We start from the raw sequence: 19,980 nt of genomic DNA on the forward strand, positions 1-19,980 counted from the left end.
GGGCTTTTTACGTGGCGCGGAGCGCGCGACTCAGATCTGCTGGCTGGCGCTGGTGAAGCCCATCAGCGAGATGTTCAGATCGCGGCGACTGCCGCGCGGGTCGATCAGGCTCAGGGTGGCGTTGCTGCCGCCGCGCAGCTGCTGCATCAGCGACGGTTCCAGCGGCAGGTCGGCGCGGCAGCCCGGCTGGTCGCAGACCTGATAGGGGAAGGGCACGCCTTCGCCGCCGTCCACGCTCAGCTGCAGGCCCGGCGCCAGGCGCACGCCCAGCGGCAGCAGGAAGGTCATGATCGGCACTTCGGCCTGGGGCGGCTGGGCGATGATCACGCGCATCACCGGCTGGTCGTCGTCCGGGTTGGTGACCAGTTGGGTCATGCTGCACGGGCCGCTCTGGGCGTCGGTGGGGCAGCGCACTTCCCAGCTCTGGTACTGCTCGCTCTCGAAGTTGCCGCCCTGGCCGGACATGCTGGTCTGGGCGAGGGCCGAAGACGCCAGCGGCAGCAGGCACAGCAGGCCGATCAGGCCCGACACGAGTCGTTTGGACATTGGGGTTCTTTCTCCTGACGGTTGAGACGGTTTGACGCTCGTGGCCCCGGACGCCGAGCGGTGCCCGGGCATGGTGCTACCACCATGCCCGTAACCGGCGGCAAGGTCGAGCCCCCGCGGGGCCGCAACGGGGAAACGGTAAGCAGGAACGCCGACGCCCCCGGCGGGAAGTCCCGGCCGGGGGCGTCGGTGTCGTTCAGCGAGGGGTCAGGCGGTCCGGGCGAGGCCCAGGGCGTGTTCCTCGCGCAGGCTCTTGACCAGCCCCACGGCCATCACCAGCAGCACCAGGGTGAAGGGCAGGCCGGTGGCCACGGCGCCGGCCTGGAGGGCGCCCAGGGCCTTGTCACCGCCGCCGTAGAGCAGCACGCCGGCGATCACGCCTTCCAGGGTGGCCCAGAACACCCGCTGGGTGCGCGGGGCGTCGACCTTGCCGCCGGCGGTGATGTTGTCGATCACCAGCGAGCCCGAATCGGAGGAGGTGATGAAGAACACCAGCACCAGCACGATGGCCATGGTCGAGGTCAGGGTGGTCAGCGGCAGGTGCTCGAGCATCTGGAACATTGCCAGCGAGACCTCGCCGATGCCATCGGACAGCGCACCGACGCCGCCGGCGGCCTGGGCCAGGGCGTTGCCGCCGAAGGCGCTCATCCACACGATCGTCACCAGCGTCGGGACCAGCAGCACCGCCATCAGGAACTCGCGCACGGTGCGGCCGCGGGAGACGCGGGCGATGAACATGCCGACGAACGGCGACCAGGAGATCCACCAGGCCCAGTAGAACACCGTCCAGCCGTGGAACCAGGTGTCATCCTCGCGGCCGACCCAGTTGGACAGCGGTACCAGGTGAGTCAGGTAGGCCACGCTGGTGTCCCACAGGCCGTTGACGAACAGCATGGTGGAGCCGGTGATCACCACGAACAGCAGCAGCAGCAGGGCGATCACCATGTTGATGTTGGAAAACAGCTTGACCCCGCCGTCGATGCCGCGCCACACGGAGAACAGTGCCACGGCGGTGACCGCCACGATGATGGCGATCTGGGTGCCCAGGGTATTGGGCACGTCGAACAGGTAGTTGAGACCGCCGGCGGCCTGGGAGGCGCCGAAGCCCAGCGAGGTGGCCAGGCCGAAGATGGTGGCCAGTACCGCCAGGATGTCCACCAGATGGCCGATCCAGCCGCGGGTGTGTTCGCCCAGCAGCGGCGTGAAGGCCGAGCGCAGGGTCAGTGGCAGGCCGCGGTTGTAGGCGAAGAAAGCCAGCGACAGGCCGACCACGCCGTAGATCGCCCAGGGGTGCAGGCCCCAGTGGAACATGGTGGCGCCCATGGCGGCGGTCGCGCCCTCCGGGGTCCGGGCGGCGACGTCGAGGGGCGTGCCGTACCAGTCGGTGTAGTAGGCGACCGGCTCGGCCACGCTCCAGAACATCAGGCCGATGCCCATGCCGGCGGCGAACAGCATGCTGAACCAGGACACCAGCGAGTGATCGGGGCGGGCGTCGGCCCCGCCCAGGCGAATCCTCCCCAGCGGCAGCACGATCAGCGCCAGGCACAGCACCACGAACACGTTGCCGGCGATCATGAACAGCCAGTCGAAGTGCTCGATGGCGAAGCCGCGCGCCGCGCCCAGCTGGGTGTTGGCGGCGTCGGGGTAGACCAGGGCGTAGAGAATGAAGCCGAGAATGGCCAGGGCGGAGAGGGGGAAGACGGGATTGTGGAAATCCAGCCCCAGTAACTGCTTGTTGTCCTGCCCGGGTGACAGGACAGGATCGTCATCATGAGTCATGCGTATTCCTCGGTTGTTATTGTGTGCCGCCACGGGCGGCGCCGATCATTCTTGTCGCCGAGGCGGGTCGAGGAGTGTCGTGAAAGCGACCTGCAGCTATGCGTCGACAGCATGTGGTCGAAGGGGGTCGCGGATGGATATGGCGAGGCCGCTCGCGGAGCGTTCCGGCCATGCAGGAGGGGTAGGGTCGTGGTGACGGTCTTGTACCGTGAGTCCACAAAAACCATGAAGGAAGCCAGCCACATGAGTTCAAACAACCGCGGAGTCGTCTACAAGGGCCCGGGCCAGGTCGCCGTCGAGTCCATCGCCTACCCGGAACTCGCCCTCGGCAATCGCAAGTGCGAACACGGCGTGATCCTCAAGGTCGTCACCACCAACATCTGTGGCAGCGACCAGCACATGGTGCGCGGTCGTACCACCGCCCCGGAAGGTCTGGTGCTGGGTCACGAGATCACCGGCATCGTGGTCGAGTGCGGTCGCGACGTCGAATTCCTGAGCCCGGGCGACATGGTCTCGGTGCCGTTCAACATCGCCTGTGGCCGCTGCCGCAACTGCAAGTCCGGCCAGACCGGGATCTGCCTGAACGTCAACCCGTCACGCCCGGGCGCGGCCTACGGCTATGTCGACATGGGCGGCTGGGTCGGCGGCCAGACCGAATACGTCATGGTCCCCTACGCCGACTTCAACCTGCTGAAGTTCCCGGACGCCGATCAGGCCATGGAGAAGATCAAGGACCTGACGCTGCTGTCCGACATTTTCCCGACCGGCTTCCACGGCTGCGTCACCGCCGGCGTCGGCCCGGGCTCCACCGTCTACATCGCCGGTGCCGGTCCGGTCGGTCTGGCCGCCGCGGTCTCCGCCCAGCTGCTGGGTGCCGCCTGCGTCATCGTCGGCGACATGATCGAGGAGCGTCTGGCCCAGGCCCGCAGCTTCGGGTGCGAGACCATCGACCTGACCGAAGACGGCGACATGGCCGACAAGATCGAGGTCATCCTCGGCGAGCGCGAGGTCGATGCCTTCGTCGACTGCGTCGGCTTCGAGGCCCACGCCTGCGGCTGCAACCACGGCCAGGAAGCGCCGGCCGCGGTGCTGAACTCCGCCATGTCGGTGACCCGCGCCGGCGGCCAGATCGGCATCCCCGGTCTGTACGTGACCGAGGACCCGGGCTCTGCCGACGCCGCCGCCCAGCAGGGCAGCCTGAGCATGCGCTTCGGCCTCGGTTGGGCCAAGTCGCACAGCTTCCACACCGGCCAGTGCCCGGTGATGAAGTATCACCGTCCGCTGATGCAGGCGATCCTGTTCGGCAAGGTCAACATCGCCGACGCGGTCAACGTGCAGATGATCAGCCTGGACGAGGCGCCGCAGGGCTACGCCGACTTCGATGGCGGGGCGGCCAAGAAATTCGTCATGGACCCGCACGGCAGCGTGGCGGCCTGAGACGTTGCGGTATGAGAGGCCATCAGGCTCTCTTCATGACGGCGCCCTTCGGGGCGCCGTCATGCGTTGGAAGGGGGGGGGGTGAACGGTGGCGAGCGGTTTCGCCTGGGGGAGCGCCGGCATTGCGGGCGACGTCGCGCGGTGCCAATCTTGAGGCTAGCCGAAGATCAAGAACAGGAGGAATCCACCATGATGATCGTCGACCTGATCGACGGGGATGATTTCCGCGACCGTCTGGTGGCGTTGGACATTCATGTCCCCGCGGATGCCAGTCCCGAGACCTGCGCCCATCTGGCGCGGCTCAAGCATGACGAGGTGGGCGTGCCGGGGCTCGAGGCCCTGGTCCGCGAGCTGATGGCCCAGAGCGACGTGATGCTGCCCGCGGTGCGCGAGGCCATCGAGCAGCATCTGATGGAGCTGCCGAACGGAGAGGGTGAGTCGGCCTGAGGGCCTTCGACGCCGGACTCTCGAGTCGCCGAACGCACGCGCCCCGCCCGGATGTCCGGGCGGGGCGCGTTGGTGTCTGGCCGACGCGACGGCATTCGATGCGACGATAAAAAAGGACCCGCCGAGGCGGGTCCTTGCGATGGCGCGCTCGACCGGAGGCGAGATCAGCCGTTGGCGAGCTGCAGGTCGGGCTGGCTGTGGCCCAGGTTCTCCAGCATGCGCTCGCTGTACCAGTTGATGAAGTCGATGACGCCATACTCGTAGGTCTCGGAGTACGGACCCGGCTGGTAGCTCTTGGAGTTGATGCCGCGCTGGTTTTCCTCGGCCAGGCGGCGGTCCTGGTCGTTGGTGGCGTCCCAGACCTTGCGCATCTGCTCCGGATCGTAGTCGACGCCTTCCACGGCGTCCTTGTGCACCAGCCACTTGGTGGTCACCACGGTACGCTGCGGGCCGAGCGGCAGGACCCGGAAGACGAGGGCATGGTCGCCCATGAAGTGGTTCCAGGAGTTCGGCAGGTGCAGGATGCGCAGCGAGCCCAGGTCGGCGCTCTGCAGTTGGCCCATCAGCTTCTGGCAGGCGCGCTTGCCGTCCATGGTCATCGACTCGGCGCCGTCCAGCAGCGGGGTGCGGGTCAGGCGGTTGCGACGATCCAGACGGGTCAGCTTGTAGGGCACGCACTGGGCTTCCCAGTCGGCCTGCTTGCGCGCGACCAGCTCCTTGTAGGCCGGGGTGGCGCGGGGGTCGTCGGTGTCGTCGAACTCCTGCAGGGAGTTGAGCAGCTCCGGGTGCGCGCCGTTGCAGTGGTAGCACTCGCGGTTATTCTCGAGCACCAGCTTCCAGTTGCACTGCTCGACGATGCTGGATTCCACGGCGACCTTGAGGTTTTCCATGTCGTAAGGCGCCAGGTAGTGGTCCAGCGTCTCGAGGAAACCGTCGATCTCCGGGGCCTCGTCGGCCAGGCTGACGAAGATGAAGCCGCCGCCGGTGCGCACGTGAACCGGCTTGAGGCCGTGATCGGCGAGGTTGAACTCCTGGCCCATCTCGGTGCCGGCGAACAGCAGGCGGCCGTCCAGCTCGTAGGTCCACTGGTGGTAGGGGCAGACCAGCTTGGCGACCTTGCCCTTGTCGGTCACGCACAGGCGCGATCCGCGGTGGCGGCAGACGTTGTGGAAGGCGTGCACGTCACCGTCGTTGCCGCGCACGATCACCACCGGGTTGTCACCGACCTCCAGGGTCATGAAATTGCCCTTGGCCGGAATCTCGGAGGTCATGCCCGCGAACAGCCACTCCTTCTCGAAGATTTCCTGCATGTCGAGGGCGAACAGCCGCTCGTCGTTGTAGAACGGCTGCGGCAGCGAGTAGTTGTGCTGACGCTCCTTCAGCATCTCGGCGGTGGCCTCGCGTGCCGGGGCCAGGGGGTCATCCAGACGGGCAGGTGACAGTGAATCCATGGTGGGACGCTTCCTCATTGCTGGGCTGCTGTGACAGCCTCGGGATTGTTGAAATGCGGGCCAAGGTCTAGCGAATTCACGCCCCGGTGGGGCCGCGGCGGGTGAGGTGAGTTTGAAACAGCGTCTGGAGGGGGAGTTGTCCACTGACGACGCGTGGCGATGCAACAGCGACCAGGGGGTGTGATAAATGTCCTGCCGATGGACGTGATGGGCATGACCATGTCGTTGACAGACAAGTGGGGGCGCGCGGGGGTGCGCAAAATTCTGCCAACGGCAGGCGGTGTCTCCGCCGTCGGACCGCGAGCTTCACGCTGCAGCCCCAGGCGACCCCCAGGCGATACAATCATGACAATGAATTTTCTCAATCCCGTCAATCCCGTCACCACCCAGACCTGGACCAACGGCCGCCACCAGGTGCGTTGCGTCAAGGTGATCCAGGAGACCTGGGATACTCGCACCTTCTGCTTCATGGCCGAGCAGCCGGTGATGTTCTTCTTCAAGCCGGGACAGTTCGTGACCCTGGAGCTGGAGATCGACGGCGAGCAGGTGATGCGCTCCTACACCATCTCCAGCTCACCGTCCGTGCCCTACAGCTTCTCGATCACCGTCAAGCGCATGCCGGGCGGCGTGGTCTCCAACTGGCTGCACGACAACCTCAAGGTCAACGACGAGCTGGCCGTGCACGGTCCGGTCGGCAAGTTCAACATCATCGACTACCCGGCGGAGAAGTACCTGATGCTCTCCGGCGGTGTGGGCATCACCCCGCTGATGTCGATGGTGCGCTGGCTGTTCGACACCAACGCCGCCGTGGACCTGCAGTTCGTGCACAGTTCGCGTACGCCCCGGGACATCATCTTCCACCGTGAGCTGGAGCATATCTTCTCGCGGATCCCCGAGTTCAAGCTGCACATCGTCTGCGAGCGCAGCGACGAGCTGGGCGAGGCCTGGGCCGGTTTCCGCGGCTACCTCAGCCAGGCGATGCTGGAGCTGATGGCGCCGGACTTCATGGATCGCGAGATATTCTGCTGTGGTCCGACCCCGTACATGAACGCGGTCAAGCGCCTGCTCCAGGAAAACGGCTTCGACATGAGCCGCTACCACGAGGAAGCCTTCGGCGCCACGCCGGTGGACGTCCAGGAGGAGGTCATCGAGAACGTGGAGCAGGCCGAGGCCGAGGCCGAGGAGCTCGACGTCTCCGACATGCTGAGCGTCGAGTTCAGCAGCACCGGCAAGAGCGTGCGCATCCAGCCCACCGAGACCGTGCACACCGCCGCTGCCAAGCTGGGCCTGCATATCCCGAAGGCCTGCGGCATGGGCATCTGCGGCACCTGCCGCGTGGCCGTGACCGAGGGCGAGGTCGAGATGGAGCACAACGGCGGCATCACCGACGAGGACGTCGCCGAGGGCTACATCCTGTCCTGCTGCAGCACCCCCAAGACCAACCTGGTTGTGGACTACTGAGGCGGGTATTTCGAGCTCAAGCCTGAAACGGCATGGCGGCATGGGGCTCTTTCCTGACGGCACCTGCCGCGTGGCCGTGACCGAGGGCGAGGTCGAGATGGAGCACAACGGCGGCATCACCGACGAGGACGTCGCCGAGGGCTACATCCTGTCCTGCTGCAGCACGCCCAAGACCAACCTGGTCGTGGATTACTGAGGCAGACGCGCACGTCGTGGAGGCGTATGTCGCTTACGCGAATGTCTCTCGACGCGAAGCGCCCCGGGCCATGGCCTGGGGCGCTTGCGTTTGAGGTCTCTCGTGCTTGACCTCAGCGCTCGACGATGGCGCTGCCGTCGCTGACCCGCTCGCCGGGATAGCGGATCACCCGCTGGCCCGCCTCCAGGCCGTCGCGGATCTGCACCGCCAGATCGTTGCGTGCGCCGATCGTGACCGTCTGGCGCCGCGCCTCGCCGTCATCGGCGACGAACACCGCCCAGTCGTCGCCGTCGCGGAACAGCGCGCCGAGCGGCACCTGCAGCACCTCGCCCTCGAACAGCACGATGCCGACGTCGACTCGATAGTCGTGGCCGAGGCGCTCCCAGCGTGCCGGCGGGTCGCTCAGGTCGAGCACCACGTCGACTCGCTGTTCCTCGATGCCCAGCGCCGACACGCGAGTCACGCCCAGCGGCTCGATGCGGCGCACCCTGGCTGCCAGCTCGGGGCCGCCCCAGCCGCCGAGGATGGCCGCCTGACCCGGCGAGACGCGCACCGCGTCCTCGGAGAGCAGGTCGACCACCACTTCCAGGTCGGCCGGATCGCCGATCTCCATCAGCGGGGTGCCGGCGCCGACGATGCCGGCGCTGCGTCGCAGCACGCGCAGCACCACGCCGTGGGTCGGCGAGGTGACGGTCACACACTCGCAGCTGGCCTGACGGGCCTCGAGCTCCAGCGGCGATAGCAGCTGGACGGCGGCCCGCTCCAGCTCGTGCTCGCGGACCGCCAGCGCGGCCTCGCTGCGGGTCAGCTCGGCGCTGGCCACGCGGAAGGCCCGTTCGGCGTCCTCGAGGGCCCGGCGGGCCAGGCTCTGTTCCTCGGCCAGGCGTCGGGCCCGATCGAGTTCGCGACGGGCGAAGGCCAGGTCCGCCGCCGCCCGCTCGCGCTCGGCGGCCGCCAGGTCCCGGGTCGAGCGCGCGGCCTCGAGGGCGGCGCGCTGCTCGGCCAGGCGTCGCGCGTCGAGCAGCGCGGGCGGGGCGGTGTCGATGGTGGCCAGCACCGTGCGGTCGGCCTCGACCGGGTCGCCGGCGTCGACGTCGATGCGCCGCAGCCGCCCGGCCACCGGCGCATCCAGGGTGAACACCTCGCGTACCCGGGTCATGCCTTCCTCGTCGACGGTGACGCGCAGCGGCGCGACCTCGGCGATGGCGAGATCCACCGGCACCGGCTGCGGGCGCAGGGCGACGCCGATGCCGACGGCCAGCAGCGCCAGCAGCGTTCCCCACAGCAGTCCTCGGCGTCCCTTCACGTCCATGGCGTCACTCCCGGGTCTTGAGCACCGCGATCAGGTCCAGGCGGTCGAGTCGACGGCGCACCACCGCGGCGCAGACGCCGGCGGAGGCCAGCGCGATCAGTACCGCCCGGGCGTAGGTGGCCGGGTGGATCACCAGCGGCACCCGAAACAGCTCGGTGGCGAAGGCGCTGGACAGGTACCAGGCCAGGGCGAAGCCCAGCAGGCAGCCCAGCGGCATGGCCAGCCAGGTCAGCAGCCCCGCCTCGCCGAGCAGGATGTAGGAGATCTCCCAGCGGCTGAAGCCGAGCACCCGCAGGGTGGCGAGTTCCCGGGCCCGCTCGGCCAGGGCGATGCGAATCGTATTGTAGGTCACCCCTACCGACAGCACGCTGGCGAAGGCGATGAAGAAGCCGGCGAAGATGAAGAGGGTCTGGCCGAGCGTGTCATGGAAGGTGTCGATGGCGGCCTGACGGAACTGCACGCCGCTGACGGCGGGCAGGGTCTTGAGCCTGGCGAGCAGCTCGGCGCGGCGGGCCGGATCGACGACGATCCGGGCGCCGCGCATCACCCGGCCGTCGCCCATGCGGCGGTTGAGCGCGTCGAGCGCCATATAGGCGGGCTTGCCGACGTCGGTGTCGAACAGCCGTACCACCGGCAGCGCGAGCCGCGGGCGCCGGCCCTCGAGCACCTCGACGATGAGCACGTCGCCGATCTCCACCTCCAGCATGCCGGCCAGCTGTTGCGATAGCAGCAGGCCGTCCGGCGGCACCGTCACCGGGCGGCCCTGGGCGTCGTGGACCGGGCTCAGCACGCCGTCGCGCGGCAGGCCGACGATGGCCTCGCGCTCTCTGAGCGAGCCGTGGTGAAGGCGTGCCGCCACGCCGCGCAGCGGCTCGGCGGCCAGTACCCCGGGCAGCCGCTCGACGCCGGCCAGCTCGCCGAGCGGGGTCAGGTCGTGGAAGCCCAGGGTGGCATCCTGATGCTGGCTCTCGACGAGGACGCTGTCGACCAGCGCGTCGATGGCGTCCAGCCACTGCAGGGCCATCACCAGCACCGCCACCGACATGGCCAGGCCTGCGCTTGCCAGCAGCGCGCGCAGCGGCCAGCGCAGCAGGCGGCGGGCGATCATGCGCGTGGGCTCGTCCAGGTGGCGGGCCAGCGCCGAGCGCGACAGCCGGCTGCGCCGATAGACCGGCGGCGAAGGCGGCAGCATGGCCTCGGCCGGGGGCAGGGCGGCGGCGCGGCGCACCGCCCACAGGGCGCCGGCCAACGCCGCGCCCAGGCTGACCAGCGTGGCCAGCAGGAAGCTCTCCGGCCCGGGGCGGTAGAGCAGGAAGGGGAAGTGATAGAACTCGGCGTACAGCCGGGTGTTCCAGTGTCCCAGCCAGGCGCCGAGCAGGGCGCCGATGACCACACCGAGCCCGCCGATCACCAGCACCAGCTTGACGTAGTGCCAGGCGATGGCCAGCCGCGAGTAGCCGAAGGCCTTGAGCAGGCCGATCTCGCGGCGCTCGGTATCGATCATGCGGCCCATCACCAGGTGGGTGAGGAAGGCCGAGACCGCCAGGAAGACGCTCGGCAGCAGCTGTGCCATGTTCTTCTGCTGGGCGATCTCGTTCTGCAGGAACCAGTTCGAGACCTGTTCGTCGCGAGGATAGGCGCCGGTGCCGCCGTAGCGGGCGAGCCGGGCATCGAGCCGCGCGACCACCTCGCGGGTGCTGGCGCCGGGCATGAGCGTCAGGCTGACGGCGTTGAAGGCGCCGTCGAAGTCGAAGGCGGCGGCCAGCGCCTCGCGGCCCATCCACAGCACGCCGAAGCGCGCGTCGTCGGGCATCAGCCCGCCGGGGGCGATGGCGTAGACGTACTCGGGGCTGAGCGCGATGCCGACCACCTCGAGGGTGCGACGCTGGCCGCGCAGCACGGCGTCGAAGTGGTCGCCCGGCACCAGACCGTGCGCCTCGGCGAAGGCCTCGCCGATCACCGCCTCGTCCGGCCGGTCGGGGGCGACCCGGCGGCCGCTGCGCAGGGTCAGGGCGTTCATCGGCTCGACGCCGCGCTCGGGCAGTGACACCAGCTGCGCTACCACCGGCTCGTCGAAGTCCGGCAGGTCAAGCAGCGCGCCCTCGATGATGCGCGTCGACACGCGCTGCACGCCGGGGATCTCGGCCAGCTCGCGGCTCAGCGATTCCGGCGCCCGGGTGACGTCGGCGAACACCTCGCCGAAGCGCGTGCGCTCGTAGTAGGCGACCGTGGTCTCCTCGAGGGCCTCGATGGTGGTCAGCGCCATGATCAGCAGGGCGTTGCCCGAGGCGATCACCAGGGCGATGGCCAGCACCTGGGCACGCAGGCGCCACAGTTCGCGCAGCAGCTTGCGGTCGAGGCTACTCACGGTGCATCTCCGGCTCACCACACCAGCTCGGCGGGCGAGCGCCGAGCGGTATTGGTGCGGCTGTCGACGATCTGTCCGTCGGCGAAGTGCAGTACCCGGTCGGCGACGTCGGCGATCACCGCATTGTGGGTGATCAGCGCGGTGGTGGTGCCGAGCTCGCGGTTGACGCGCAGGATCGCCTCGAGCACCACGATGCCGGTATCGCGGTCCAGGGCGCCGGTGGGCTCGTCGCACAGCAGCAGCTCGGGGCGCTTGGCGATGGCCCGGGCGATCGCTACCCGCTGCTGCTCGCCGCCGGAAAGCTGGGCGGGAAAATGGTCGAGGCGCGGGCCGAGGTGGACCATCTCCAGCGCCTCCTCGGGCGTCATCGGATCGCGGGCGATCTCGGTGACCAGCGCCACGTTCTCGCGGGCGGTGAGGCTCGGGATCAGGTTGTAGAACTGGAACACGAAGCCGACGTGCTCGCGGCGATAGCGGTCGAAGGCGCGCTCGCTGGCGCCGGTCAGCGGGTCGCCGTGGAAGCGGATCTCGCCCTCGGTGGGGGTATCCAGCCCGCCCAGCAGGTTGAGCAGCGTCGACTTGCCGCTGCCCGAGGGGCCGAGCAGCACCACCAGCTCGCCGGCCGCGAGGTCGAGGTCGACGCCGCGCAGCGCAGCCACTTCGACGGTGCCCATGCGGAAGATGCGGGTCAGATGGCGGGCCTCGAGCACCGTCGACGGGGAAGAGGCGGGTGAGGGCGTCGGCACTGCGGGGCTCCCTGCATGGGCGGTCGTCGTGACCTCTACCGGGAGTATAGCGAGCCGGCTCCGATGCGCCGGGCCCGCGTTGCGCCGCGCCGCGCCGTGCCGGACACTAGGGGCGATCCGGCGAGAGCGAAGAGTCCCCCGTCCCATGCGTCATTCCCACGACAACGAGCCCCTGTCCGTCGGCTTCGTGCTGCTGCGGCGTTTCACCATGATGCCCTTCGCGGCCTTCGTCGACTGCCTGCGTCTGGCCGCCGACGAGGGCGACCGCTCGCGCCAGCTGCGCTGCCACTGGGTGTTCATGACCAGCGGCGGGCACGACGCCATGTCCAGCTGCGGCGCCGCCGTCACGCCCTGCTCGCCGTTTCGCGATCCGCGCGACTTCGACTACATCGTGGTCATCGGCGGGGTGCAGGACGAGCACGACGCGGTGGACGAGGCGGCGCTCCACTACCTGCAGCGCGTGGCCGAGGCCGGCGTGCCGCTGGTCGGGGTGTGCACCGGCGTCTTCGCGCTGATTCAGGCCGAGCTGATGAACGGCCGGCGCTGCTGCGTGAGCTGGTACCACCACGGCGACCTGACGAGCCGCTTCCCCGATATCGAGCCGGTGGCGGATCGGCTGTTCATCGACGATGGCGATCGGCTGACCTGCGCCGGCGGCATCGCCTCGGCGGATCTGGCCGCCTACCTGGTCGAGCGCCACCTGGGCAAGGCCTGGGCGATGAAGAGCCTGCACATCATGCTGATCGACGAGGCGCGCCGCGGGGAGCATCCCCAGCCCCAGCCGGTGGTCTTCGACAAGGTCGCCGACCGGCTGGTGCGCCGCGCCATCACCATCATCGAGCAGCACCTGGGCGAGGCGATCACGGTGGACGAACTGGCGCGGCGGGTGGGGTCGTCGCGGCGCAACATCGAGCGCAAGTTCCGCGAGGAGCTGGGCATCGGGCCGCAGAAGTTCGCTCGTGACCTGCGCCTGCGCTATGGCCTGTGGATGCTGCACTACACCGCCAAGAGCGTCACCGAGATCGGCGAACGCTGCGGCTTCGCCGACACCGCCCATTTCTCGCGCCACTTCCGCGAGGCCTTCGGCGACACGCCTACCGCCATGCGCAAGGCCGCGCAGCGCGGCGAGACGCCGGTGGATCCGTTCTTCCTGCATATCGCCTCCCGCGAGGGGGCGGGCGGCTAGGGTGGCGTATGGCGTCTCGACCGGGCGCGCTCATCTTCGGGGACGATGTCGTCGGCGCGACGATCGCGTGGGAGTCGCTCGAAGGGGCTTCAACGCTGGCGCTGTGAGGGTATCGATACTCCGCGTCAGGCAGGGATAAATACAAAAACCGTCTTTAAATTAAACTATTTAAAATCAGGTGCTTGAATATTATGGCGGGAATCTGTCGGTAAATTTGTCGCATTCATTCAATCTTTGGGCGGCGGCCTTGGCTATCAATATGGCCAAGGTGAAACGCGTGAGAGGCCGGTGTCTCGTTCAACGACGGCGGTGTCGTTTTCAGGATGCCTCGATCGCCACCAATCCTTAACGTTGTGACGCTAACCCGAGGGTGATGACGAATGAATGACAACAACCTGACAATGACCGATCCCCAGATCGCTGCCGCCATCGGTGATGAGGTGGCACGGCAGGAAGCCCACATCGAGCTGATCGCCTCCGAGAACTATGCCAGCCCGCAGGTGATGGCGGCTCAGGGCAGTCAGCTGACCAACAAGTACGCCGAGGGCTATCCCGGCAAGCGCTACTACGGCGGCTGCGAGCACGTGGACGTGGTCGAGCAGCTGGCCATCGACCGGGCCTGCGCCCTGTTCGGCGCCGACTACGCCAACGTCCAACCTCACTCCGGTGCCCAGGCCAACGCCGCGGCCTTCATGGCCATGGTCGCCCCGGGCGACACCGTGCTGGGCATGAGCCTGGCCCACGGCGGCCACCTGACCCACGGCGCCGCGCCGAACTTCTCCGGCAAGCACTACAACGCCGTGCAGTACGGCCTGAATCCGGAGACCGGCGAGATCGACTACGAGGAAGTCGAGCGCCTGGCCCACGAGCACAAGCCGAAGCTGATCATCGCCGGCTTCTCGGCCTACTCGCGCGTGGTCAACTGGCGCCGGTTCCGCGACATCGCCGATGCCGTGGGCGCTTACCTGCTGGTCGACATGGCCCACGTCGCCGGCCTGGTCGCCGCCGGCCACTATCCGAGCCCGCTGCCCCACGCTCACGTGGTGACCACCACCACCCACAAGACCCTGCGCGGTCCGCGTGGCGGCCTGATCCTCTCCGCCAGCGGCGACGAGGCGCTGTACAAGAAGCTCAACGGCGCGGTCTTCCCGGGTCAGCAGGGCGGCCCGCTGATGCACGTCATCGCCGCCAAGGCCGTGGCCTTCCGCGAGGCCATGAGCCAGGACTTCGTGCGCTACCAGGCCCAGGTCATCGACAACGCCCAGGCCATGGCCAGCGTGTTCGTCGAGCGTGGCTTCGAGGTCGTCTCCGGCGGTACCGACGACCACCTGTTCCTGGTCTCGCTGATCAAGCAGGGCGTGACCGGCAAGGACGCGGACGCCGCCCTGGGCCGTTCGCACATCACCGTCAACAAGAACGCCGTGCCCAACGATCCGCAGAGCCCGTTCGTCACCTCCGGTTTGCGCCTCGGTACCCCGGCCGTCACCACCCGCGGCTTCAACCAGGCCGACTGCGAGACCCTGGCCGGCTGGATCTGCGACATCCTCGACGTGCTGGAGAAGGAGGAAGACACCTCCGCCATCGAGGCCGAGGTCCGGGGCAAGGTGGCCGAGCTGTGCGCCCGCCATCCCGTTTATGCCAAGGCCGCGGTCGAGTCGACCGACACCGCCACCGCGTGAGCCCGTTCCCCGCCGGGCAGCCGGCGGGGCCCTTGAGGAGTAGACCCATATGCAACGTTATTCAGGTTTCGGGCTGGTCAAGCACGCGCTGAGCCACCACGAGAACTGGCAGCGCCAGTGGCGTAATCCCACGCCCAAGGCGTCCTACGACGTCATCATCATCGGCGGCGGCGGCCACGGCCTGGCCACCGCCTACTACCTGGCCAAGGAGCACGGCATCACCAACGTCGCCGTGATCGAGAAAGGCTGGCTGGGTGGCGGCAACACCGCGCGTAACACCACCATCGTGCGTTCCAACTACCTGTGGGACGAGGCGGCGGCGCTCTACGAGCATTCCATGAAGCTGTGGGAAGGCCTGTCCCAGGACCTCAACTACAACGTCATGTTCTCCCAGCGCGGCGTGCTCAACCTGGGCCACACCCTGCAGGACATGCGCGACATCCAGCGCCGCGTCAACGCCAACCGCCTGAACGGCGTCGACGGCGAGGTGGTGACCCCGGAACAGATCAAGGAGATCGAGCCGCTGCTGGACACCTCCAAGCGCGCTCGTTACCCGATCCTCGGCGCCTCCTGGCAGCCGCGCGGCGGCGTGGCCCGTCACGATGCCGTGGCCTGGGGCTTCGCCCGCGGTGCCGACGCCCTGGGCGTGGACATCCTGCAGCAGACCGAAGTCACCGGCTTCAAGATCCGCGACGGCCAGATCTACGGCGTGCACACCAACCGCGGTGACATCGAGGCCAAGACCGTGGGCTGCGTGACCGCCGGCAATTCCGGCGTGATGGCCAAGATGGCCGGCATCAAGCTGCCGCTGGAATCGCATCCGCTGCAGGCGCTGGTCTCCGAGCCGCTCAAGCCGGTGCTCAACACCGTGACCATGTCCAACCACGTGCACGGCTACGTCAGCCAGTCGGACAAGGGTGACCTGGTCATCGGCGCCGGCATCGACGGCTACAACGGCTACGGCCAGCGCGGCAGCTACCCGACCGTCGAGCACACCCTGCAGGCGATCGTCGAGATGTTCCCGATGTTCTCGCGGGTGCGCATGAACCGTCAGTGGGGCGGCATCGTCGACACCTGCCCGGACGCCTGCCCGATCATCTCCAAGACCAAGGTCAAGGGCCTGTACTTCAACTGCGGTTGGGGCACCGGCGGCTTCAAGGCCACCCCGGGGTCGGCCAACGTGTTCGCGGCCAGCCTGGCCAAGGGCGAGATGCACCCGATCGCTGCCCCGTTCTCCATCGACCGCTTCAACACCGGAGCGCTGATCGACGAGCACGGCGCCGCCGGCGTGGCCCACTGATTTCCGCAGAGGAGAGCCGACATGTTCTATATCCATTGCCCCTACTGCGGCGAACACCGCGAGGAAGAGGAATTCCACCCCAAGGGTGAGGCGCACCTCATCCGGCCGGCGGATCCGGAGAACTGCAGCGACGAGGAGTGGGGCGACTACCTGTTCTTCCGCGACAACCCCCGTGGCATCCACCACGAGATGTGGGTACACGCCGTGGGCTGCCGCAAGTTCTTCAACATCACGCGCAATACCGTGACCTACGAGATTCTCGAGACCTACAAGATGGGCGAGCAGCCGACGTTCACCGCCGAGCACCCCGAGGGCCGGCCGTCTGCTGAAGCCGACCAGGCATCGCTTCGTGAAGGAGTCCGCGCATGAGCCAGCTCAATCGTCTCGCCCAGGGCGGCCGTATCGACCGCTCTCGTCAGCTGAGCTTCACCTTCAACGGGAAGACGTATCAGGGCCATGCCGGTGACACCCTGGCCTCCGCCCTGCTGGCCAACGGCGTCGACATCGTCAACCGCAGCTTCAAGTACTCGCGTCCCCGCGGCATCTTCGCCGCCGGCGCCGAGGAGCCGAACGCGCTGGTCCAGCTCGGTGCCACCGAGGCCGGCCAGGTGCCGAACGTGCGCTCCACCCAGCAGGCGCTGTACGACGGCCTGACCGCGCGCAGCACCAACGGCTGGCCGAACGTCCAGCGCGACCTGATGGGCCTGGTCGGCAAGCTGGGCGGCGGCTTCATGCCGCCGGGCTTCTACTACAAGACCTTCATGGCCCCGGCCTCCATGTGGATGACCTACGAGAAGTACATCCGCAAGGGCGCCGGTCTCGGTCGCAGCCCGATGGAAAGCGACCCGGACATCTACGATCACATGCACCAGCACTGCGACGTGCTGGTCGTGGGCGCCGGCCCGGCCGGCCTGGCCGCGGCGCTGGCCGCCGCCAGGAGCGGCGCACGGGTGATCGTCGCCGACGAGCAGGAAGAGATGGGCGGCTCGCTGCTCGACTCCCGCGAGCTGCTCGACGACAAGCCGGCCGATCAGTGGGTTGCCGAGACCGTCGAGGCGCTGTCCGGCATGGACAACGTGACCCTGCTGTCGCGCACCACCGCCAACGGCTATCACGATCACAACTTCGTGACCCTGCACGAGCGCCGTACCGAGCACCTGGCCGATACCGCGCCGCTCAAGGACGGTCGTCGTCAGGCCCGTTCGCGGCTGCACCGCGTGCGTGCCGGCCGCGTCGTGCTGGCCACCGGCGCCCACGAGCGCCCGCTGGTCTACGGCAACAACGACGTGCCGGGCAACATGCTGGCCGGCGCCGTCTCCACCTACATCCGCCGCTACGGCGTGGTGCCGGGCAGCAAGCTGGTGCTTTCCACCAGCAACGATCACGGCTACCGCGCGGCGCTGGACTGGGCCGAGGCCGGCCGTGACGTGGTCGCCATCGCCGACGCCCGGGCCAACCCGGACGGCGAGCTGGTCGAGCAGGCCCGCGCCAAGGGCATCCGCATCATCGCCGGCTCCGCGGTCGTCGAGGCCAAGGGCGACTCCCGCGTCAGCGCCGCCCGCATCGCCAAGGTCGACCTCCAGGGCTTCCGCGTGGTCGGTGGCTCCGAGACTCTGAGCTGCGACACCATCGCCAGCTCCGGCGGCTACAGCCCGGTCATCCACCTGGCGTCCCACACCGGCAGCCGTCCGACCTGGAACGATGAGCTGCTCGGTTTCGTCCCGAACACCGTGAAGGGCGTCGCCGCCGCCGGTGGCGCGCGTGGCGTCTATGCCACCGGCGCGGTGCTGGCCGAAGGCGTCGAGGCCGGGCTGGAAGCGGCCACCGAGTCCGGCTTCGAGGCCGCCTCCGTGAGCCTGCCCCAGGTCGCCGAGCGCCGTGACGGCGCCGCCGTGGCGCTCTACCAGGTGCCCCACGAGAAGGCGACCCTGCGCGCGCCGAAGCAGTTCGTCGACCTGCAGAACGACGTCACCGCGGCCGGCATCGAAGTGGCCACCCGCGAGGGCTTCGAGTCCATCGAGCACGTCAAGCGCTACACCGCCATGGGCTTCGGCACCGACCAGGGTAAGCTCGGCAACATCAACGGCATGGCCATCGCCGCCCGCGTCCTGGGTCGCTCGATCCCCGAGGTGGGCACCACGGTGTTCCGTCCCAACTACACCCCGGTGACCTTCGGCAGCATCGTCGGCCGTCACTGCGGCGAGCTGTTCGATCCCGAGCGCTACACCGCCATGCACCAGTGGCACGTGGAGCAGGGCGCCGCGTTCGAGGAAGTCGGCCAGTGGATGCGTCCCTGGTACTTCCCGCGCAAGGTCAACGGCAAGACCGAGACCATGCACGAGGCGGTGGTTCGCGAGTGCCGGGCGGTGCGCGAGAAGGTCGGCATCCTCGATGCCTCCACCCTGGGCAAGATCGACATCCAGGGCCCGGACGCGCGCGAGTTCCTGGGTCGCGTCTACACCAACAAGTGGGCCAAGCTGGCCCCCGGCCGCGTCCGCTACGGCCTGATGTGCAAGGACGACGGCATGGTGTTCGACGACGGCACCACCAGCTGCCTCGGCGACAACCACTTCCTGATGACCACCAGCACCGGCGGCGCCGCCACCGTGCTCGAGTGGCTGGAAGTCTGGCACCAGACCGAGTGGCCGGAACTGGACGTCTACTTCAACTCCGTGACCGATCACTGGGCGACCATGACCATCACCGGTCCGGAAGCGCGGAAGCTGATGGAAGAGGTCACCACCGAGGTCGATCTCGACAAGGACAGCTTCAAGTTCATGGACTGGAAGGAAGGCAAGGTCGCGGGCGTGCCGGCGCGCATCTTCCGTATCTCCTTCACCGGTGAACTGGCCTACGAGATCAACGTCCAGGCCAACTACGCCCTGCACGTCTGGGAGACGCTGTTCGCCCATGGCGACAAGTACGGCCTGACGCCGTACGGCACCGAGACCATGCACGTGTTGCGCGCCGAGAAGGGCTTCATCATCGCCGGTCAGGACACCGACGGCTCGGTGACCCCGGAAGACCTCGGCATGCACTGGGCGATCGGCTACGACAAGCCGTTCTCCTGGATCGGCAAGCGTGCCCTGACGCGTCCGGACACCTCGCGCGAGAACCGCAAGCAGATGGTCGGCCTCAAGCCGAAGGATCCGAAGGTGGTGCTGGAGGAGGGCGCGCAGATCGTGCTCGACCCGAACCATTCGATCCCGATGCCGATGGAAGGTCACGTGACCTCCAGCTACTACAGCCCGACCCTGGAATCAGGCTTCGCCCTGGGCGTGGTCAAGGGCGGTCACAAGAAGATGGGCGAGACCGTCTATCTGCCCATGGCCGACGGCCAGGTCCATGAGGCCGAGATCGTCAGCCCCATCTTCCTCGATCCCAAGGGAGAGCGTCAGAATGTCTAACGTTGCCACCTTCGATACCAATACCGAGGCCAAGATCCCGGTCGAATCGCCGCTCGCCTACAGCTATCGTCGTTCGGGGGCTCCGGCCCCCACCGCCAAGAGCCAGGTGGTGCTGCGCGAGAAGCCCTTCCTGGGGCACCTGGTGCTGCGCGGCGGCGCCGTGGTGCTCGACGGCGCGGTGCGTGGGGTGCTCGGCGTCTCCCTGCCTGGCGAGCCCCAGGGCCTGGTCCATGACGACGAGGGCAAGCGTTCGATCCAGTGGATCTCCCCGGACGAGTGGCTGGTCATCGTGCCCGGCGGCGAGGAGTTCGAGCTGGAAAACCGCCTGCGTGCGGCGCTGGGCGACGCCCACTTCGCGATCAGCAACGTCAGCGGCGGCCAGACCCTGGTCGAGCTCGAGGGTGAGGCCGCCCGAGAGGTGCTGAAGAAGTCGGTGGTCTACGACGTCCATCCGAGCCACTTCCCGGTCGGCAAGGGCGTGACCACCATCTTCGCCAAGACCACCGTGGTCCTTCGCCGTCCGAGCGAGGAGCGCTGGGAGCTGGTGGTGCGCCGCAGCTTCGCCGACTATACCTATCGCTGGCTGCTGGATGCCGGTGACGAGTACGCTATCGGCGTCGAGCGCTGAGCGCGACCGTCATTCAGCCGTGGTACCAGATCAGGCC

General features: G+C 68.1%; 16 protein-coding genes. 10 read left to right on the forward strand and 6 right to left on the reverse strand.

All coding sequences use genetic code 11. The annotated features are described in order from the left end of the window. Positions 1-30: 30 nt before the first annotated feature. Both C9J49_RS08080 and C9J49_RS08085 read right to left on the reverse strand, forming a co-directional pair. Positions 31-546: an invasion associated locus B family protein gene (locus C9J49_RS08080; RefSeq protein WP_046078189.1), complete on the reverse strand. Its 516-nt coding sequence runs from the start codon at positions 544-546 to the stop codon at positions 31-33. A 207-nt stretch (positions 547-753) separates the two neighbouring features. Then, on the reverse strand, positions 754-2,325 hold the full coding sequence (locus C9J49_RS08085; protein ID WP_107181553.1) for a BCCT family transporter: 1,572 nt from the start codon (positions 2,323-2,325) through the stop codon (positions 754-756). A gap of 243 nt (positions 2,326-2,568) precedes the next feature. On the opposite strand from C9J49_RS08085, the gene fdhA reads away from it, so the two are divergent. Both fdhA and C9J49_RS08095 read left to right on the forward strand, forming a co-directional pair. Further along, a complete protein-coding gene (gene fdhA / locus C9J49_RS08090) occupies positions 2,569-3,762 on the forward strand; it encodes a formaldehyde dehydrogenase, glutathione-independent (RefSeq protein ID WP_107181554.1) in 1,194 nt (397 codons plus the stop codon). A gap of 189 nt (positions 3,763-3,951) precedes the next feature. Further along, complete coding sequence (locus tag C9J49_RS08095; RefSeq protein WP_107181555.1) at positions 3,952-4,209, forward strand: hypothetical protein; 258 nt, start codon at positions 3,952-3,954, stop codon at positions 4,207-4,209. A gap of 164 nt (positions 4,210-4,373) precedes the next feature. Here the strand turns inward: C9J49_RS08095 and C9J49_RS08100 are convergent, their stop codons facing one another. Continuing rightward, complete coding sequence (locus tag C9J49_RS08100) at positions 4,374-5,660, reverse strand: aromatic ring-hydroxylating dioxygenase subunit alpha (RefSeq protein WP_046078185.1); 1,287 nt, start codon at positions 5,658-5,660, stop codon at positions 4,374-4,376. Positions 5,661-6,005: 345 nt separating this feature from the next. Between C9J49_RS08100 and C9J49_RS08105 the strand changes: the two genes are divergently transcribed. Next, positions 6,006-7,121, forward strand: coding sequence for a hybrid-cluster NAD(P)-dependent oxidoreductase (locus tag C9J49_RS08105; protein ID WP_035597962.1), 1,116 nt, complete (start codon positions 6,006-6,008; stop codon positions 7,119-7,121). A gap of 40 nt (positions 7,122-7,161) precedes the next feature. Continuing rightward, positions 7,162-7,317, forward strand: a complete 156-nt coding sequence (locus C9J49_RS08110) for a 2Fe-2S iron-sulfur cluster binding domain-containing protein (protein WP_046078184.1) — start codon at positions 7,162-7,164, stop codon at positions 7,315-7,317. A gap of 112 nt (positions 7,318-7,429) precedes the next feature. On the opposite strand, the gene C9J49_RS08115 is transcribed toward C9J49_RS08110, so the two are convergent. From C9J49_RS08115 to C9J49_RS08125, 3 genes are read right to left on the reverse strand one after another with little or no spacing between them, the layout of a single operon-like run. Then, entirely contained in the window at positions 7,430-8,629 is a 1,200-nt protein-coding gene (locus C9J49_RS08115; RefSeq protein ID WP_107181556.1) for an efflux RND transporter periplasmic adaptor subunit, read from the reverse strand. A 4-nt stretch (positions 8,630-8,633) separates the two neighbouring features. Next, complete coding sequence (locus C9J49_RS08120) at positions 8,634-10,997, reverse strand: ABC transporter permease (protein WP_107181557.1); 2,364 nt, start codon at positions 10,995-10,997, stop codon at positions 8,634-8,636. A gap of 14 nt (positions 10,998-11,011) precedes the next feature. Continuing rightward, the gene (locus C9J49_RS08125; RefSeq protein WP_046078182.1) at positions 11,012-11,743 is read right to left on the reverse strand and encodes an ABC transporter ATP-binding protein; all 732 of its coding nucleotides are present in this window, start codon (positions 11,741-11,743) and stop codon (positions 11,012-11,014) included. A 145-nt stretch (positions 11,744-11,888) separates the two neighbouring features. Here C9J49_RS08125 and C9J49_RS08130 point away from each other — a divergent pair, with 145 nt between their 5' ends. The 6 genes from C9J49_RS08130 (at position 11,889) to C9J49_RS08155 (ending at position 19,943) form a co-directional block, all read left to right on the forward strand. Next, the gene (locus C9J49_RS08130; protein WP_046078181.1) at positions 11,889-12,929 is read left to right on the forward strand and encodes a GlxA family transcriptional regulator; all 1,041 of its coding nucleotides are present in this window, start codon (positions 11,889-11,891) and stop codon (positions 12,927-12,929) included. A 380-nt stretch (positions 12,930-13,309) separates the two neighbouring features. Beyond that, on the forward strand, positions 13,310-14,608 hold the full coding sequence (gene glyA / locus C9J49_RS08135; protein WP_046078180.1) for a serine hydroxymethyltransferase: 1,299 nt from the start codon (positions 13,310-13,312) through the stop codon (positions 14,606-14,608). A gap of 49 nt (positions 14,609-14,657) precedes the next feature. Further along, positions 14,658-15,908 (forward strand): sarcosine oxidase subunit beta family protein, encoded by a 1,251-nt coding sequence (locus tag C9J49_RS08140; RefSeq protein WP_046078179.1) that lies wholly within the window; start codon positions 14,658-14,660, stop codon positions 15,906-15,908. Positions 15,909-15,929: 21 nt separating this feature from the next. Further along, the gene (locus tag C9J49_RS08145) at positions 15,930-16,277 is read left to right on the forward strand and encodes a sarcosine oxidase subunit delta (protein ID WP_046078178.1); all 348 of its coding nucleotides are present in this window, start codon (positions 15,930-15,932) and stop codon (positions 16,275-16,277) included. Further along, positions 16,274-19,315: a sarcosine oxidase subunit alpha family protein gene (locus C9J49_RS08150; RefSeq protein WP_107181559.1), complete on the forward strand. Its 3,042-nt coding sequence runs from the start codon at positions 16,274-16,276 to the stop codon at positions 19,313-19,315. Before C9J49_RS08145 ends, C9J49_RS08150 begins: the two co-directional genes overlap by 4 nt. Further along, positions 19,308-19,943 (forward strand): sarcosine oxidase subunit gamma, encoded by a 636-nt coding sequence (locus tag C9J49_RS08155; RefSeq protein ID WP_107181560.1) that lies wholly within the window; start codon positions 19,308-19,310, stop codon positions 19,941-19,943. Before C9J49_RS08150 ends, C9J49_RS08155 begins: the two co-directional genes overlap by 8 nt. Positions 19,944-19,980 lie beyond the last annotated feature (37 nt).

Origin of the sequence: Halomonas sp. SL1 (assembly GCF_003030865.2) — a bacterium.
In the GTDB taxonomy this organism is placed as follows: Bacteria; Pseudomonadota; Gammaproteobacteria; order Pseudomonadales; family Halomonadaceae; genus Halomonas; species Halomonas halophila.

What these genes read in the sequence shown, in the direction of transcription:
- C9J49_RS08100 (WP_046078185.1), bottom strand. Translation starts at nt 5,660, where the DNA reads ATGGATTCACTGTCACCTGCCCGTCTGGATGACCCCCTGGCCCCGGCA.
- C9J49_RS08140 (WP_046078179.1), top strand. Translation starts at nt 14,658, where the DNA reads ATGCAACGTTATTCAGGTTTCGGGCTGGTCAAGCACGCGCTGAGCCAC.
- C9J49_RS08150 (WP_107181559.1), top strand. Translation starts at nt 16,274, where the DNA reads ATGAGCCAGCTCAATCGTCTCGCCCAGGGCGGCCGTATCGACCGCTCT.
- C9J49_RS08145 (WP_046078178.1), top strand. Translation starts at nt 15,930, where the DNA reads ATGTTCTATATCCATTGCCCCTACTGCGGCGAACACCGCGAGGAAGAG.
- glyA (WP_046078180.1), top strand. Translation starts at nt 13,310, where the DNA reads ATGAATGACAACAACCTGACAATGACCGATCCCCAGATCGCTGCCGCC.
- fdhA (WP_107181554.1), top strand. Translation starts at nt 2,569, where the DNA reads ATGAGTTCAAACAACCGCGGAGTCGTCTACAAGGGCCCGGGCCAGGTC.
- C9J49_RS08095 (WP_107181555.1), top strand. Translation starts at nt 3,952, where the DNA reads ATGATGATCGTCGACCTGATCGACGGGGATGATTTCCGCGACCGTCTG.
- C9J49_RS08130 (WP_046078181.1), top strand. Translation starts at nt 11,889, where the DNA reads ATGCGTCATTCCCACGACAACGAGCCCCTGTCCGTCGGCTTCGTGCTG.
- C9J49_RS08115 (WP_107181556.1), bottom strand. Translation starts at nt 8,629, where the DNA reads ATGGACGTGAAGGGACGCCGAGGACTGCTGTGGGGAACGCTGCTGGCG.
- C9J49_RS08155 (WP_107181560.1), top strand. Translation starts at nt 19,308, where the DNA reads ATGTCTAACGTTGCCACCTTCGATACCAATACCGAGGCCAAGATCCCG.
- C9J49_RS08110 (WP_046078184.1), top strand. Translation starts at nt 7,162, where the DNA reads ATGGGGCTCTTTCCTGACGGCACCTGCCGCGTGGCCGTGACCGAGGGC.
- C9J49_RS08085 (WP_107181553.1), bottom strand. Translation starts at nt 2,325, where the DNA reads ATGACTCATGATGACGATCCTGTCCTGTCACCCGGGCAGGACAACAAG.
- C9J49_RS08105 (WP_035597962.1), top strand. Translation starts at nt 6,006, where the DNA reads ATGACAATGAATTTTCTCAATCCCGTCAATCCCGTCACCACCCAGACC.
- C9J49_RS08080 (WP_046078189.1), bottom strand. Translation starts at nt 546, where the DNA reads ATGTCCAAACGACTCGTGTCGGGCCTGATCGGCCTGCTGTGCCTGCTG.